This is a genomic window from Lacipirellula sp., assembly GCF_965279485.1.
Classification (GTDB): Bacteria; Planctomycetota; Planctomycetia; order Pirellulales; family Lacipirellulaceae; genus Lacipirellula.
The window spans coordinates 4,209,335-4,224,782 of sequence record NZ_CBDIIC010000002.1 but is presented as its reverse complement, the minus strand read 5'-3'; the positions used below and the strand labels follow the sequence as shown (position 1 = coordinate 4,224,782).

The following is a 15,448-nucleotide window of genomic DNA, read 5'->3' as shown; positions in this document are numbered from 1 at the left end:
ATTGCGGGGCTGATGCCCGGTATAGCGGACTGTCGTCGGCCGCCACGACATCGTCCGCGTTGAGCGAGTTCAAGATACGCAGCCTCGGAGCGTGCCAAAAAATCCTTCGGGCAGCATCGGCGCAAGAAGAAGGCCCGCCCGAGGGGCGGGCCTTCGACTTCGACAGGCGAAGTACATTCTGTCGTTGCGTACATTCTACTCGCCGATGGAGCCCGGGATACGGCTCATATGCGAAACGATCCTTTGCGATGCACCTTGCAGAGAACTTCAAAGAGTTCTGTAATCGTAATCCTAAAGCATTATAAATCGCCTTAGCTTTAGCCTCTCACTTGGTTCGCAAGACTAATCCAGTCGACACGATTTCCGTTGATCTTCGAGTATGTTTGTTGAATTTTCGATCCCGAGTCTCTATGTTCAGTCCGCGGGCCATGAACTTTCCAGTACTTGCAGGGCAAACCCCGTGATTTCTTCTTCAAACTGGCTCTACCGAATTCCGTTGCCCTTAGCGATCATTGCCAGTATCTCGTCAGGGATCGAGGCCTCAGCGGTCGCCATCGATTTCACCACATTTGCCTGGGAGAGCTTTCCACACGCGGACAACAACAATACCACGTCGGCGGATCCCTATCCGCTCGCGGATTGGACGGTGACTTCATCGACGGCGACGCATAAACCTAATGCAACGCCGAGTATTCTCTATAGTCCATGGGGGGCCCTCAACAAGCGAATCTCGGGTACGCTCAATGGAAAAGATGACGATGACATATTGGGCTTTGTCATTGGATTCAGTCCTGGTAACGCCACATTGGGCGATCCATCTGCTGCTGACGCGGACTATTTAATTGTGGATTGGAAGGGATTTGGTCAATCCAACAACTTCTTCGATTTCGCACTGCCCGGCTTCACGGCGTTTCACAACCTCACTGGCATTACGACGTCGTCAGAAGGTCTCGTACTCTCTAAGGTGCAGGGTATTCCGACTGCGGATGAACTGTGGGGACGAATTGATCTGCCGCAAAATTCGCTCGGCGGCGTCACTGAGCTGTCCCGAGCCAATAGCTTTGCCTCAACTGGCTACGCAACTGATACTCAATATGAGCTAACCGTCGATTTTACTCCAACGCGGTTGATCATCAGCATTGACGGCGTAGAACAATTTAACCATCCCGGGAAATTTGTAGACGGCCGCTTTGGTTTCTACACGAGCGCCCAAGGCGTTACCTCAGGGCCTGTGTTCTCGAACTTTACAACCGACGAGATCCCTTCGGGTGATTTCGATTACGACTTCGATGTCGACGGCAATGACTTTCTGATATGGCAACGAGAATTCGGGAATGTTGGCGCCAACGCGGCGGACGCAGATGAAAGCGGCGACGTGGGAACAGGCGATCTGTTTGTTTGGAAAAGCAGCTTCGGCGTCAACGCTTCTCCGCAGAGCATCTCGATTCCCGAAGCATCGAGCCGGATGCTCATGACATTCTGCATCGGATGCGCTACAGCCGTCGCCCGTGTGAAGATGTCTCGGCGCGCACGCTACTGAGACTTCATCCTTCCCAAGAGTTGCGCTGGACGGACTAGACGCCGATCAATTTGGGTTGAAATGCATTCGCCGCACGTCGTTCGCACAGGAATGAAGCCGTGATTCCCGTCGCTCCATCTTGGAAGGGATTTACTATAGTAGAGCTACTCGTCGTCGTGGCGGTGTTGGGATTATTGACAGCGCTGCTGCTCCCTGCGACACAGGCTGCCCGAGAGTCTGCCCGGCGCGCCTCGTGTCAATCCAATCTTAAACAAATTGTTCTAGCAACTCTTCATCATCAAGCGATTCATGGCGAGTTTCCCATTGGCTCGCGCAACCAGCGCGAACCAGGGGGCGCGCCCTCGTCGGCTGGTGTGTCGTGGTGGCTCGATGCCATGCCATGGCTCGAGCGACGAGACATTTACGATCGTTTTGATCGAAATGGTCGCGATATTGGCCAAGCCACTGCTCACTTGGCTAACGGCAGGCTCGCCGATCGCGTCATCGTGGAATCCATGAAGTGCCCATCAAGTCCGTTGCCGTCGCTCTGGCCGGTCGGTGATTTTCAACTCATGATGCCGTCGTACGTGGGAATTGCTGGAGCGACGAGCCACGAGGGATTCTTAGAGCGGCGGGTGAGCATTTGTTGCAATCCCAAAGCCGATGGCGAGATCTCCGCCGGCGGAATGCTCGTGAATAATCTCGCCATCCGCGTGAGAGACGTGTTAGACGGGCTGAGCAAAACGCTCGTCATTGGCGAGGCGTCTGACTTTGCCGTTGACTCTCGCAGCGTAGCACAACGGATTGACGGAGCCTTCTATTATGGTTGGATGATGGGCACCAAGGCTTCGGGCACGCCGACGGAGCCGGGCGGCGCGTCGCTTCCGCCCAGTTGGAACATCACGAGCATCCGATACGGAATCAACTTTCAAGACTATGATGCTCCAGGGGTATACAACATCAAAGGCGCCAATAATCCACTTGTTTCTTCCCACCAGGGTGGGATCAATTCGGCGTTCGCCGACGGAGCCGTGCAGTTTCTGGCAGACGGCATGGCCGTGTTGACGCTGAAGCGACTCGCGACCCGCGACGATGGCAATCCAGACGAGAACTTCTGACCAGTCGTCGTGCACTGGTTGACTCGTGAGGCGCACCGACAGCTACGGGAAATTCCTGAATGTCGCCAGAATTTTCCAACGCCAAGGCGGCATACGAGACGAACTTGCGGTTCAATTAGCGACCGCCCCTGGAGTCGCTCGTTAACTCAACGTGCCATGATCAACCTTCGCCATTCCATGAGGAGTCGTATGAAATTCATCCTGTCTTTTATTGCTGCGACTTCGGTCGTTCTTGTGGCATCGGACACGGCATCGGCGCGCCGCTGGTTTTTCCAACCGCGCCCACAGGTCTGTGTTAACCAACCCCGGGAATGCTTGCCGTGCGAACCTATAGCGCCTTGCCTTTGCCCGCAGGAGTTAGCGACTGGCCCGGATCCCGATTTATTCTTTTTCCAAGTAGCCAGATACAATTGCGACTGCCGAGCCGAATGCGATGCCCCTCAAGTCACGGTGATGGCAACGGATGGATTTGTGGAATTTCCGCAATTATGCGAGAATAGTCCAGATTGTGAATTTTCCCTAGCGGCGCTCAAGTCGAGAGGCGTCAATTATGTCGGTCTACCGGCCCCGAAGACGCCTACATTTACTCCGCGAATTTGGGACGTCCCCGCGGCGGACGTGCGGCTAATTGACGACGGATGTTTAAAATTCTACTTGGACAACACCAGTGATTCTAACGGCCCTATCGAAAAATACGCTAGGTATTGCCTCTTTCGACTGCCAGAGCATGTCCATCCGATTCATCAGCCTACTTCCCCGCACGCACGCTACCTTCCGAGAACACACAAGGCAAGAACGCTCGCCATTGGATTCGAAATTGACAAACCGAGCACCGACATCGTTATTAACTACGAAGTCGACGCGAACCGCGTCGAAGAGACTCCACACCACCCGTATGTCCATCATGTCGATACGGGTGGCGTGATTTATCCCATTGTGATGGTTCAGAGGCCATGATGTTCCAGCCGCTGGCGCGAGGTTACGAGAATCTACTGGACGTATGGCGGTACGGCGCTCCGTGCGCCTCGGAATCCGATTGTCTTGGCCCCCCTAGACCGGTCTTCATGTTGAACGAGTTGACTGCGCCTATTTTGATTTGGCGATCGCGCGCCCGTTGAATCCTGGTGCCCTACCCAGACGGCGCGAAGACGCTTTGCCGGAGCGACTTCATCGAGGACAGAGAGGTCGCCCGGAAGATCAAAAGGAGGAGCCCAGGTGGCGGTCCACTCGCGAGGTTCAGCGTCCAGCCCGCAGAGCGAAGACGAACTCTGCGCAGCGAGTGATTTTTGATTGCGACCTAAGTCTTCTTCAGCTTGAACTGGACGAGCGTCAGCCCTCGTTCCAGAGCTTTTGCTTGCCAGCCAGGCCCGTTCATACTCATCCGCTGTAGGTAGCCGTTTTCCCGCTAATTCTAATAGCATCATCGCTTGATCGAAATTGGCGTGAATCGGCGCGTCGGCCGGTTTGGGATGCTTCGCCATGCTCGCGGTGATTTGGCCGTCGTAGATTCGAGCGCTATACTCTTGACGATCAAATTCACTAGTATCGATATAGAATGCCGGGCCGGCCGCACCAGATGAGATCAATCCCATATCTTGAGTCGCATCGAGTTCGGGAATTTTTATCGACGGTAACTCGACCTCTTCGGGGCCAAGCACTTCCCAGTAACAGTGATTGTAGGGTGTACGAATCGCGTTGACGTCGGTAGGCACCGTCCGTTGCACTTCGTGAAATCGACGCTGCTCCAAGGGCGTGGAATCATTTCCGTATACGGCGATCACGAGATAATGCCCTGCTGGAAGATCCTGCCGTATGGGACTTCGACCGGCCCACACGATTCTCAATGGCTCTGGTTCGCCCGTCCCGTCATTGAGCGGCACAAAGTTGATTTCAGCTCCTGGTGGATCTGTCGTGATAGTTACGGTTTTGTAGCCTAAAAGAGTGCGATTGCGTTGATGAGCGACGCCCAATGACGCTAATGCCCCAAGGGCGACGACTGTCAAAACAACTCCCGCGGCAACGGCTCGTCGACGGCGGAGAAATCGCCAGCATCGTTCGAACGGACCATCAGATCGGCTAAGGATTGGCTCGCCGCGCAAAAATCGCCTCAGGTCGACGGTCATTTCCTGGGCCGACCCGTACCGTCGGGCCGGCTCCTTTGCCATCGCTTTGAGGCAGATCGTCTCCAAATCACGTGGGACAGAAGAACGAACCTGCCGCGGCGTTGGCGGTTCGTCGTGAATGACCTGATGAACTACAGCCGCGAGGTCGCCCGCAAACGGCGGTCGGCCGACGAGCATTTCGTAGAGGATCACGCCGAGCGAATATACGTCGGCGCGGCGGTCGACTTGCGCAGCATCCCCCCGCGCCTGCTCGGGGGACATGTAGCAGGGCGTCCCGAGGAGTTGTCCTTTCAAAGTCAGAGCCTGCTCGTCGCTCGCCCACTTCGCCAAACCGAAATCGGTAATGTGGGGCAGTTCATCTCGATCCAGAATGACGTTCGCCGGCTTCAAATCGCGATGCACGACGCCTTGTTCGTGGGCGTGATGCAGTGCTTCGGCCAGGATAGCGCCGAGTTCGGCCGCGCGCCGCGCCGGCAACGCGCGGCCGGCCAGCCGTTCGGCGAGATTGGGACCGTCGATAAGATCGGCAACGAGATAAGCGGCGTCGCCGTCGCGTCCCGTGTCATAGATCGAAACGATATGAGGATGACGCAACTGGGCGGCAGCCCGAGCCTCGCGCAAGAACCGTTGCAACTCATCGTCGTTCGTCGCACTCGCATGGGAAATCTTCAGAGCAACGAGTCGTCGAAGCCTGAGATCTTTGGCTTTCCACAGCTCCCCGCTGGACCCGCTGCCGATCTTTTCGATCAGCTCGAAATTTGCGATGCGGCCTTCCGCGGGAACGCCTGTCGAAAGCGGCCTAAGGGGCTTATCCCCCACGTCGGTCAAGAATCCCCCCATCAGCACGGCGGTTTCAATCTCCAGGGCAAAGCCGGGGAATCTCGCTGCGTAGTCGTTCGATCGATGCTCGCGAGCTTCACGACGTCGATAGTCGATATCTAGCAGGAGTAATTCCCGAAATAGAGCTCCGTGCTCGGCGGGCGGTAATTCGCTGAGATAGGGCTCGATATCCGGTCGCTCGCCGCAAATCCAAGCCGCCTCAAATGCATCGCAGACGATGTCCACGCGGTCGTCCATCGACGCTACATTGACCAACCGCCCCGAGATGTGTGAATCACTCGACACCTGAAAGGTCCCTGGACCACGCTCGGCGAATTAATTGCAGCTTGCGCTCCACCGACCGCTTGCTAATGGACAGGCGAACTGCAATTTCCGGAACGGTGTACCCCTCGATGCGACATTGAGCAATAAGACGGAGGCCATCGTCGCGCAGCTGAGCGAACAGCCGGGAGTTCTGCTCGTCGAGCATCACAACGTAATCTGGCGTCGGTTCATCACCGACTAACCAATCGAGCGTAAATATTTCCTCCGCATGCGGCGAGGCCAACGTTCCTTCTCTAGCGACCTTGCCGCCGCCCCGCTTTTGCGCCGATTCGCGTCGGACGTGATCGACGACCTTCTGCTTTGTGATGGCCAGAAGCAACCACCAAAGGTCGTCGCGGTCCTTGACGTCGGCGAAGCGGCCGGCCGCGGCGCCACGGCACACGCTGCGAAACACGTTCTGCGCAATATCCTCCTCGTCTGCCATCCCCTTCGGAGCCGCCCCAAGCTTGTGACGAGCGCATTCTATCAAATTGGCCGAGTACCGGTCCCAAAGCCGTTGGGCCGCCAGTGCATCGTTGGCCTTCAACGATGCGATCCATTGGCTAACAGACTCGGCGGGCAACTTGCAAACCTCCAGGACCGACGATCTCACAGTCCCCCTCAGCTTACCCAGCTCAACAGCATGCGTATACAGATGTCGCTGTCTCTCAGAAAGAAATTGTGGCGGGTTGTCTGCACAGCCTTCGGTTCTGAATCAGCAACAGTTGCCTTAAGGCGACAGGAACAACGGGTCGTCGTTGTTTCGCGGAACCCATGCCTTTCGTGCCGTTGGAACCTTTTTCTACCAAGGGAGACCGTGTATCATGCCGTCCGATGACCTCACAACTTATACGACAGACGATTTCTTCAAAGAAATGAAGGAAGCAGGTCGCGTGCTGATAGGTTTTGTCGCGTACGACAAATCATACGGCGACCACATTCTTTTCGGCCGCACTCCGCTACGCTGCCCAAGGCTTAAGATCCCCAAGTCGCTGATTACGAAGGTGCAGTTGGGTGCCCCGATGCACTGCCGGAAGCCTGATGGCGGCGGCAGTCAAATGTGGTTTGCACGAGTCCATCTGAAGTCAGCCGACAGTCCCGAAGCCCAGTTAGCGGAAGCTTTGCTGGACGATATTGAAGCGCCATCTGACTCAGGCGACGCACACAGCTGTTCCTGCTCTGGCGGATCAGATTTTAGCATGTCCGGCACGAGTGCCGACATGGGCGAACCAACGTTTGAGCTCTATGCAGACTGCGTTAGCGTGACGATTCGCAATGGTAAGGCCTGCCTCAACGTACCTGTGAAAGGCAGCGTCTGCGTCGATGTGCCGTCCTCGATTCCCAATGGCACAGTCGCGGAAGCTTGCATCAAAATTTGCAAGAAATTCGGGATTCCATGCGGCGTAAAGGTTTATGTGAAAGTCGCGGGCATCGAAGTGGCTAGCGGCTCGTGGGGGTGCTGTTAGTACTAATCTGCATAACCGGCTCAGCGCGTTGGCGACTCGCCTTCGCGCTGAGCCAGATGCGGATGTTCTTCCTCAGACAAGCGACTCCTGGTCCCATGGGCGGTCGAAACTTGCGCAATTGGTGGATCAGAGAATCAAAAGCAGACTACGAGGCTGCGAGCGCTGTCATCGTTCGTCAAAAGCAACCATGGATGCGTGAAGCAACATCTCTGCTAATCGCTGACGAGCCCTTGCGAGCTTTGGAGCAGTACGCAGCCAACGGCAAGCTTCATCTCGCTCCACATCAAAATGCCGCCATCAATAAGCTCATCGCGGACTATGGCAACCTGCAAGAGCAGAAGTTTTCGAAAGCCATCGCATTAACCGCCACCAACGCAGAGGCCCGCCTTATCAACGAAGGTGTGCAAGCCAAGCGTAAAGCAACCGAGCAACTGGGTCGCTACTCGGTGCAACTTCCCAACGGAGAGCGAGCGTACCCGGGCGACCGCGTGATGCTGACTACGCGCACTCTCGGAAGGAGATAAAGCAGGGTTTAACGTAGCCATGCGTCGTGTTGGTGCAATTGACTGGAAAGACTACGACTCAGACGATCAGCTTTTCCTCGAGCGACTTCGAGACCCAACGTTATTTTTGGCGAGGCGAGAAATGGAAATCGCTGCTCTGTAAAAGCTTCAAGCAGTTCTCGGCGAGCTAAAAACAATTTCACTACCTGTTATTGATATCGTAATCAATTCCCCATTTAAATTGGTTCATTCACGTAGCGTTCACGGGTAGACAAATCATTCCGCCGACCAAGTATCCGCTCACGATCACTGTCAACAACGGCTGGGGGCAGCTTCTGAGGCGGCATGGAAGGCGTCGGGGCTCGACGACACGTTTGTGCCGGCGCTGGTCGAGGGGATCGCGACGGTCGGTCGCGAGGTGACGCTCGCTTACCTCTCGGGCGGAGCGAGCATTTATGCTCGGGGCTTGAGGGCCGTACTGGTCGTCCGCGAAGGTCACGAAGCCTACGGCAACGCCCGCAAAACGGCTGAAGCTTATGCCGACGGCGACGCGTGGGGAGTTGTTTTTAACGGCGGCATGACCGCCCTCAACCTAATTGGCGTTAAGAGAGGCTAGGAGTCTTATAAACTCACCGATGATAGTAGCGTTGGTGCGGCTAAGAGAGGCATTGAACGAAACCGTGCCAATCTCGCTCGCCCTGGTCGGGTTGCCTTTGATTTGCCTTTGTTCGCCAAGAGAGCGAAGAATCCGATTGGCTGCGTCAGCAATCAAGTCGCCGAAGCGAAACGACATTGTTAAGTGGCTGTGATTCTTTGTCGGGATTCGCTGCATTGCATTGACCGCCCCCTCCATTCGTAGATTTGCTGATGTGTGTCGCCGACGTAGATGAGCTGACTCTTCTGTCGATTGAGAACGTCAAGTACGACATCGTTCGTATCCTAGGCTTCATAGAGAAGGATGAAGTCCCTTGCAATTTCAGGCTTCGTTAGTGCCCAAAGTTTGAGGTAGCCGTCGTGTCCTAGGGGGGCGTCCGCCGGATCAATCATTCTATTCCAAAGACGGTTGGCATTGCTTAGGACCGCGTGTCGTAAGTGCTCAAGTTCTGAGTCCTTCAATGTGACAAGCTTGCCGGAGATCGAAATGTGCTCGACGCCATAAATTGGGTCGGCACTTTGGCAGAACCGTACGAGACAACGGTGAATGAGTGTTCCGAAGGAGCGAGGATTGATCTCGAAGTTGACAAATCTGAGTGGCTCAAGGTTCAAAATGGTCGCGACGGTATTCCCCATTAACTTGTCGATGACCCAAATGACGAGCAATCAGTTCGTGAAATTATCCGTGAATTGATCGTTCTGCATGCGCAGTCGCTTTCAGACTACTGTCGCGAACGAGTACGCATTGCGTACAACTTTTATTTATCGAAGAACAATTCTTTGTTTCAGCGAGTATATGATTCAATTCTCCCTCCATTTGACTCTCCCGATGAGCCTAGATTGATTTCCTTGTGGATATGGGAAGAGTGCTTTCCAGGCGAAAGTTTCCTGTTAAGCGATTTGGATGAGTTTGTTGAGCGTGCAGACATAAATGAACCCCTGAATGCCTAGATCTCGCGTGAGTAAGGAGTCTTTGGTGTCGAGTTTGTCGATTAGGTGCGGGCATTCTGCAGGCACAGCGTATCTTGATCGGTTGTCGCAGCGGGGGGATTTGAGGCCCCTTTTGTGTCATGTTTCCACGACTCCGACGCGCAGGTTGGCGTGCGCCATCCGCAGTATCGATGGCGAGCTCGGGGATCAGCTCGGGGCGCTGATAGCTAAAAAATGATGTCGTCGGCAAAAGCGACCATTCATCTCACGCCACTCTGCGGAATGCGTGCGCTGCACGATCAATGCGCCAAAGCTTAAGCCGCACAAAACAAGACAATGAAATAACAATTAGTGCGGAGGTGAGTTGAGAGCGATGCCGAGAGTGTCACTCGGCATCGCCGTGGAGGGTGCGGTAATTGGGGCGGACGAAGTTAATCTTCAATCATCAGATAGAAAAGTTTCCCTCAATTTAAATCGCTGCCGCCTTTTCGAAGTGCTCGTCAACATCTCAGTAGACAGCAAGTCGACGGTAACGTCGGCGTGCCACACAATCCCAATCGAGGTACTTTACTCTCCGCCGCCGCTCAGGATCATGTTGAGGGAAAAGCTGATCGGCAATTGAAAAACCTAGGCGTTCGATGATGCGAAGACTTTCGCCCGTCGCCGCCGCGACCTGGCAATCAAGTTGCATCTGTGTCATGAGTAAACTCCTCTAGAGATTTGGTAGTGATTGAAAAGAGCCGTCTCCGCAACAGCGGAGACGGCTCTAGATGCGAGAGTCGCGATAAACAATGGTATGCGCTCGCCGCCTCAGCTCTTCGCCTCTGGCGACCGTAGAGCATGTTCGTTGAGCCAGCCGATCTCCGCTACGATTGCGTCGCTTCGACGATCGTACGGTCCTAAACGCGGGCCGTTGATTGGGGCGAGGTCGGCCCACCACTCCCCAACTGCGTCTGGCTCCACGTGAGAAGCTCGTTCGATCGTCACGCGTCCCAACTCGGAGAGTGCAATCGATTCGTCGTATACGCAGCGAATGGAGCCGCGTTGCAATTCAACGATTAAGTCCACGGCAGTCGATCCTGTTATTATGTGAAAACGCCACGTATAACGCCTAACGCGGCGTAGGCGCCGTCTGGCGAAGCAGCGGCGGGTTCACTGGCGTCGGCCAGAGGCGGAAGACGATAATAGCAACTGCGAGAACGAGGAGTCCGCGCGTTCGAAATTGGTTGACCAGTTTGCGATAATTCGATTCGTAACCGGTCCCATCGCAGAATCGACAGGGATACCGCTGGGCCAGCCACGTCTTAAGGCGTTCAAGCATCTAAGTTCCTTCAGTTAAGTGGGGTGACGAAGAGTTGCACTGAGCGTGGAGAGACCGGTTATCTCGGCCTCATTACACTGCGGCGTGGTAAGTCAACGAGATGGCTGTCAAGGGAACGGCGGACATCCGCCAGATTGTCGACGATTCGTTCTCGCAACCGCGGCGCATCACGTAGCTGCTGAGCTTCGACGCCGCGGAGCACTGACTCGGCGCGGCTCACGATCTCTTCTATCTGATCTTCGCCGCCGAGGTGAAGCCGACGAAACCGCTCGAAAAACTCAGTGAGATTATCCACAGCCGAGTCACGGAAGATTTTGGGTTTGCCATCGTCCTGACCGCTGAGCCGTTCGCTCAGGTGGCTGACAAGGTCGCTGAGCTCATTCAGGAACATCTGCTCGGCAAGATGCGCCGCTTCGTCGAACCGGGCTGCCACGCGAGCGGCTTCCTCACGGTAGAGTGACGGAGAAAGCCGGCGGAGGTAGTCGGGAGGATCAACGCTAGGAAACTCCCAGTTCATCCCAAATTCGTCCGCCAGCGAGCCGGGGTAGTCGCCGTAGGCGAATAGCCTCCCCAATTGGCGTTTCGCCGACGCCTGCAGCTCGCGTACGCCTCGTCGAGGCTCGCCGCCTGCTGGCTCAGTTCTCGCTGCAGTTCGGTCAAGCGATCCTGGATTTCCGCCAGATCGTCGCGACGAATGAGGCGGACCCCAGGCTCGGGGTATGGGAGGGAAATCCCGTGGACGTACGCCTGGGCTCGGTGGCGCACTGCGGTCACTTGCCGGAAACGTGGGTGCGTCGTGTCGAGGATCTTCTTGCCCGCCGACAGATAATCTCCAGCCGCATCAAATTGCCGCGCGGCCTCGGTGCGCTGGGAACGCGAGAGCGCCTTGCGCGTCCCGAGCCAGTGAAACGACAGCCGCAGCGCCGTCGTCTCTCGCCGTAGTCGCACCGCCACATCGACTGTTGGCGGTTCTTCAATGGTTGCCATAGGCGTCATTCTCCATGGTGTTGCATGAGACTAGTTGGCCGACGGATCAAGTCCGACGCTTCGCCGGCGTTTGGACCGACCGCTCGCCGTATAAATGCCGCCGACGTCCGCTGAAAGGCAGCGGCCGCTCGCCCACTGGCGGAGCCGTTCCAGGTTGTCGGCCGCGGATACAGCGACCGGGACGATATGGGTTGCCGCGTCGACCAGCGACAATTCCAAAAGCGCTGCCAGGCGGCAGCAGGCAGAGATTTCAGCTCCAGTCCACAACTGGTCGTCAGGCAGCGAGAGGTCTTCTGCGATCTCCATTCGCGTACGATGGATCCCCCAGATGGCGTCCTTCTGTTCTCGGCTGGGAAGGTCGACGAAGAACACGCCGTCAAATCGCTCCGCCCGGGCTAATTCGGGTGGGAGTCGAGAGACGTCGTTGGCCGTAGCGACAACGAAGACGTCGCTCTCATGGTCCGAGAGCCACGTAAGTAGCGTTCCAAACAGACGGGCCGCGACGCCGGAGTCGCCTCCGCCGCCGATGCCAGCGAGCGCTTTGTCAATCTCGTCGACGAATAGCACGCACGGAGCCATCGCTTCGGCGATGGCGAGCGCTCGGCGGACGTTGCGCTCAGTCTCGCCGACGAGCGAGCCCATGAGGGCTCCGATATCGAGGCGAAGTGTGGGGCGACCGACTTCGTGGCCGATCGCTTTGCAGAGGGCGCTCTTCCCGCAACCTGGCGGCGACACAAGGAGAATGCCCCGCGGACGGCAGCGGGCGCCGGGGCGCAAGGCACGGCCGCAGAACGTCTTAATCGCCTCCATCCCGCCCAGATCAGTAAATCGCTCCGAGCCTTCGTGCAACCTCACGAGATTAGTTTTTCGCAGCTGCTGCGATTTGACGTCGGCAATGACCTCAGCCGTCAATCGGCCTGTCCGGACCAAGGACAGGCTGTAAGCGCCTTCCGCTTCGTAGCGTGTTGGACCGCCTGCCGCCGAGACGACGTTCTCCAGGTCATCGCCAAGCTCCTCGGCACTCGCAAGTTCCTGAGCGATCGTCAGCAACTCTTCTCGATTCGGGAGAGCATGCTGCAAGACAACGAACTGCTTTTCCAGTTCGGGAGGCAGAGACGCCGAAGGAGATAGGCAGACGATGAACGTTCGCTGGCGCTTACCAAGTTGAATGCGGCGGGCGAGAGCCTGGACGATTTCAGCCGATCCTAGAAAGCGGTGGAAATTCTCCAGCACTAGTAGGCCGGCTCCTTCTGCGCTCGCCAGTTCCTGGCTGGCGCGAATTGCAGCGAGCGGATCGTGCCCGCCGAGCCTCGCGTCGTTGCCGCCTACCCCTTGGAGGCCCGATTCGATATTCCAGGTGGCGAGCCGCCAGTCTTCTCGACGACAAAGGGCGGCAATTTCCGCGATCGCCTCATGGGGCTCGTGGGTTTCGATCCATAAGCCGCTGAAGCACGCGCGAACGTATTCAGCTAATTCATTCGCAAGATTTGTCATGTGTTGTGAGTTCCTCCAGAGAATGGTGTGGACGAGGCCTTGAGCTCGTTGTCGCAAGCTTGCTCGCTGCGATGGAACTCTGTTGTTAGTTGTTCGGATACCGCTTGGCCCAGCGAACCAACGAGCGCTTTGGCGACGGCTCGACAGGAGGCGCCGGCGAAGCCGCGGGTTTCGAGCTGGACGTCACCCTTGGTGCCGATGGTGATTTCGATCGTTTTCATCAAGCGGCTCCCAGATGAAGAGTGAGCTTTACAGCGCCAGCGGCGAGCGGCTGCTCGGTGAAGACGTAGCCGTTTCTGCGTGCTTCCAGCCGAGTTTTTTCGATGGCGTAAGCCTGCAGGAATTGATCGAGGGCGCCTTCGTCGCCCCAGGCGCCTGCGAAGTTGTCGTACGCGATGGCGCCTGTCTCAAGGTTGCAAACGAGCGGGTAACGCCACTCCCGCAGCTGGACGCCCAGGCCAGTGGCGGCCTCGGCATAAAGCTGAAATGTTCCGGTCGTTGGGGCAGGAAGTTGCAGTCGCTGGCAGGCGATGTTGGCAGCCGCTTCGTCGCGAATTTGCGTTTCGATGCGAACGAGATGACTCATGGTTCCTCTGGAATGTTGGATGCGAGTCGCATCATGGTTGGTGGTGTGGAAGTCTGGACTTGAATGGAGGGATTGGTGGCGTGCTCCGACGTTTGACACATGTCGAGCATGAGACTGGCGAGTTCCGCGTCGCCATCGCCGCGTGCGTTCACTACCGTCCGGACGATCGCGAGGGCGAGAAGCGCGGCGGCTGTGGCTCCGCCTCCTTGAACGAGAGCCGACAGGAAAGATTCCGTCCGTACGGACGATGCGTCGCTTCGCCGTTGAGCCTGCAGGTCGTTCCAGCCCGTACTAAGTTCGCTCCGTTCAGCTTGAATCTGCTGTTGCAGTTCGATCGATTGACGCCTCGCCTCAGCGTCGGCGGCGGTGAGTTCGTGGGCGCCGGCGGCGACTTCTCGCTGCAGATCGGCCATTGCTTGGTTCTGCGCTGCTTGGCGGTCTAGTGCTAGGCGAGCCAAGTCTGGACCGCTCGGCCGACAGCCGCTCGTTGTGAGTAGCGCGAATGCGATTAGGAGTATCGGGCGCAACGTCACGCTGTTGCCTCCAGTTGGTAAGAAGGAAACGTAGAAATCGCTCGAGGGCGCGACGCAAGCGGATCTCGCGCATCAAGGCCAACGCCGCGGCGACGAGTGCGGTCGCAAGAGCGAGAAGAAGGACTTCATTCATCAACACCTCCTATAAGCTAGACGGTCGAAGCGACCGCGTAAGGTCAGTGAGAGTTAGACAGTGGGCCTCAAGTATTTATGACGCGATTTTTACTTAGATTTAGTGAACCAACACCTCGCACTCACAGGACGCCTATAGGTGTGCTTTTCAGCCAAAACAAAGGCAGCCGCCTCCGCGCTTGCGGAAGCGACTGCCTTGAGGCTTCGCGGTAGTGGAAGGGGCCAACGCGAAACCAAGCCGCGTTGAATCCGGACTAAGAGCAACTCCGCGTCAGTGAAGAATTGGTATCGCTGGATTAACCGGCATTCCGCCGATGCCCTCTACCTCGCCAACGACTGGCACTATCGGGAGGCTCGGTCAGTTCAACGAAGGGATCTGTAACACCAGTCGCCTCCATCGCAGCGCCATACTGCACAGCAAGGTGAGCAGATCTCTTGGAAATTCCAAGTTCGTCTCCGATTTGCTGTAGAGTCAGGTTCTTATGCTTCAACGCGATGGCTTGGATGGCGTGCTTTGGTGCGTTGCTCGGCTCGAACAAATCCACTGTCACTTTGACAGACAGGATATCGCCGCTTCCCGCTCCAGCATCCCCTGCCAGTAGTCTAGAAAGGGCATCAGGTAGCAGCTGTGCTACGTTGACCGTGAACACGGCACGCAGCACAACTTCGTCAGAATTTAGCTGCCGGTATGGTACAGCCTCGATCCGTGGAGCCAAATCTCGAATCGCCGAATTGACCCCGTTCTTAAGTTCGAGCAAGCTGGCCGCAGCTTCCCGCATCTGTTCAAGAACAGTTTCCTTCGTAATAGACAGTTCTTGATTATTCTGACTCAGCTTCTCCAATCGCTCGCATTCAAGTCTCGAAAGTCTAATTTCGGCGTCAGCGAAACGCAACTTAGCGGTCATCGCTTCGATCGCGTCTTCTTCATCACTCATCCGA

General features: G+C 56.5%; 14 protein-coding genes and 1 pseudogene. 5 read left to right on the top strand and 10 right to left on the bottom strand.

Annotated features, from left to right (window positions below; genetic code table 11):
- Positions 1–460: 460 nt before the first annotated feature.
- Positions 461–1,540 (top strand): hypothetical protein, encoded by a 1,080-nt coding sequence (locus ACQY7R_RS24420; protein ID WP_428308162.1) that lies wholly within the window; start codon positions 461–463, stop codon positions 1,538–1,540.
- A gap of 98 nt (positions 1,541–1,638) precedes the next feature.
- Positions 1,639–2,637, top strand: a complete 999-nt coding sequence (locus tag ACQY7R_RS24415; protein ID WP_428308161.1) for a DUF1559 domain-containing protein — start codon at positions 1,639–1,641, stop codon at positions 2,635–2,637.
- 989 nt (positions 2,638–3,626) lie between these two features.
- Here ACQY7R_RS24415 and ACQY7R_RS24410 read toward each other — a convergent pair.
- Both ACQY7R_RS24410 and ACQY7R_RS24405 read right to left on the bottom strand, forming a co-directional pair.
- The gene (locus ACQY7R_RS24410) at positions 3,627–5,837 is read right to left on the bottom strand and encodes a protein kinase domain-containing protein (RefSeq protein ID WP_428308160.1); all 2,211 of its coding nucleotides are present in this window, start codon (positions 5,835–5,837) and stop codon (positions 3,627–3,629) included.
- A gap of 37 nt (positions 5,838–5,874) precedes the next feature.
- Entirely contained in the window at positions 5,875–6,486 is a 612-nt protein-coding gene (locus ACQY7R_RS24405) for an ECF-type sigma factor (RefSeq protein WP_428308159.1), read from the bottom strand.
- Between the two features lie 241 nt (positions 6,487–6,727).
- Between ACQY7R_RS24405 and ACQY7R_RS24400 the strand changes: the two genes are divergently transcribed.
- The 3 genes from ACQY7R_RS24400 to ACQY7R_RS24390 all read left to right on the top strand — a co-directional run bounded on the left by ACQY7R_RS24400 (position 6,728) and on the right by ACQY7R_RS24390 (position 8,488).
- Positions 6,728–7,369, top strand: a complete 642-nt coding sequence (locus ACQY7R_RS24400; protein WP_428308158.1) for a hypothetical protein — start codon at positions 6,728–6,730, stop codon at positions 7,367–7,369.
- Between the two features lie 95 nt (positions 7,370–7,464).
- Positions 7,465–7,893 (top strand): hypothetical protein, encoded by a 429-nt coding sequence (locus ACQY7R_RS24395; RefSeq protein WP_428308157.1) that lies wholly within the window; start codon positions 7,465–7,467, stop codon positions 7,891–7,893.
- 355 nt (positions 7,894–8,248) lie between these two features.
- Positions 8,249–8,488, top strand: coding sequence for a hypothetical protein (locus ACQY7R_RS24390; protein WP_428308156.1), 240 nt, complete (start codon positions 8,249–8,251; stop codon positions 8,486–8,488).
- A gap of 179 nt (positions 8,489–8,667) precedes the next feature.
- On the opposite strand, the pseudogene ACQY7R_RS24385 reads toward ACQY7R_RS24390, so the two are convergent.
- From ACQY7R_RS24385 to ACQY7R_RS24350, 8 genes and pseudogenes are all read right to left on the bottom strand, one after another.
- Positions 8,668–8,784 (bottom strand): annotated as a pseudogene (locus tag ACQY7R_RS24385) (hypothetical protein); the annotation flags it as partial.
- Between the two features lie 2,051 nt (positions 8,785–10,835).
- The gene (locus ACQY7R_RS24380; protein ID WP_428308155.1) at positions 10,836–11,210 is read right to left on the bottom strand and encodes a hypothetical protein; all 375 of its coding nucleotides are present in this window, start codon (positions 11,208–11,210) and stop codon (positions 10,836–10,838) included.
- A gap of 80 nt (positions 11,211–11,290) precedes the next feature.
- Positions 11,291–11,764 carry a hypothetical protein gene (locus ACQY7R_RS24375; RefSeq protein ID WP_428308154.1) on the bottom strand — a complete coding sequence of 158 codons (474 nt, stop codon included), beginning with the start codon at positions 11,762–11,764 and terminating at the stop codon, positions 11,291–11,293.
- A gap of 30 nt (positions 11,765–11,794) precedes the next feature.
- Complete coding sequence (locus ACQY7R_RS24370; RefSeq protein WP_428308153.1) at positions 11,795–13,258, bottom strand: AAA family ATPase; 1,464 nt, start codon at positions 13,256–13,258, stop codon at positions 11,795–11,797.
- On the bottom strand, positions 13,255–13,479 hold the full coding sequence (locus ACQY7R_RS24365) for a DUF2997 domain-containing protein (RefSeq protein WP_428308152.1): 225 nt from the start codon (positions 13,477–13,479) through the stop codon (positions 13,255–13,257). Before ACQY7R_RS24365 ends, ACQY7R_RS24370 begins: the two co-directional genes overlap by 4 nt.
- Entirely contained in the window at positions 13,479–13,844 is a 366-nt protein-coding gene (locus ACQY7R_RS24360; RefSeq protein WP_428308151.1) for a DUF1257 domain-containing protein, read from the bottom strand. The genes ACQY7R_RS24365 and ACQY7R_RS24360 overlap by 1 nt, the downstream gene beginning before the upstream one ends.
- Positions 13,841–14,257 (bottom strand): hypothetical protein, encoded by a 417-nt coding sequence (locus ACQY7R_RS24355; protein ID WP_428308150.1) that lies wholly within the window; start codon positions 14,255–14,257, stop codon positions 13,841–13,843. Before ACQY7R_RS24355 ends, ACQY7R_RS24360 begins: the two co-directional genes overlap by 4 nt.
- Positions 14,258–14,805: 548 nt before the next feature.
- Positions 14,806–15,444 carry a hypothetical protein gene (locus ACQY7R_RS24350; protein ID WP_428308149.1) on the bottom strand — a complete coding sequence of 213 codons (639 nt, stop codon included), beginning with the start codon at positions 15,442–15,444 and terminating at the stop codon, positions 14,806–14,808.
- Between the last annotated feature and the right edge of the window lie 4 nt (positions 15,445–15,448).

Coding starts and splice junctions, on each gene's coding strand:
- ACQY7R_RS24410 (WP_428308160.1), bottom strand. CDS start 5,837: ATGGACGACCGCGTGGACATCGTCTGCGATGCATTTGAGGCGGCTTGG.
- ACQY7R_RS24400 (WP_428308158.1), top strand. CDS start 6,728: ATGCCGTCCGATGACCTCACAACTTATACGACAGACGATTTCTTCAAA.
- ACQY7R_RS24395 (WP_428308157.1), top strand. CDS start 7,465: ATGGGCGGTCGAAACTTGCGCAATTGGTGGATCAGAGAATCAAAAGCA.
- ACQY7R_RS24375 (WP_428308154.1), bottom strand. CDS start 11,764: ATGGCAACCATTGAAGAACCGCCAACAGTCGATGTGGCGGTGCGACTA.
- ACQY7R_RS24370 (WP_428308153.1), bottom strand. CDS start 13,258: ATGACAAATCTTGCGAATGAATTAGCTGAATACGTTCGCGCGTGCTTC.
- ACQY7R_RS24365 (WP_428308152.1), bottom strand. CDS start 13,479: ATGAAAACGATCGAAATCACCATCGGCACCAAGGGTGACGTCCAGCTC.
- ACQY7R_RS24360 (WP_428308151.1), bottom strand. CDS start 13,844: ATGAGTCATCTCGTTCGCATCGAAACGCAAATTCGCGACGAAGCGGCT.
- ACQY7R_RS24355 (WP_428308150.1), bottom strand. CDS start 14,257: ATGGCCGATCTGCAGCGAGAAGTCGCCGCCGGCGCCCACGAACTCACC.
- ACQY7R_RS24350 (WP_428308149.1), bottom strand. CDS start 15,444: ATGAGTGATGAAGAAGACGCGATCGAAGCGATGACCGCTAAGTTGCGT.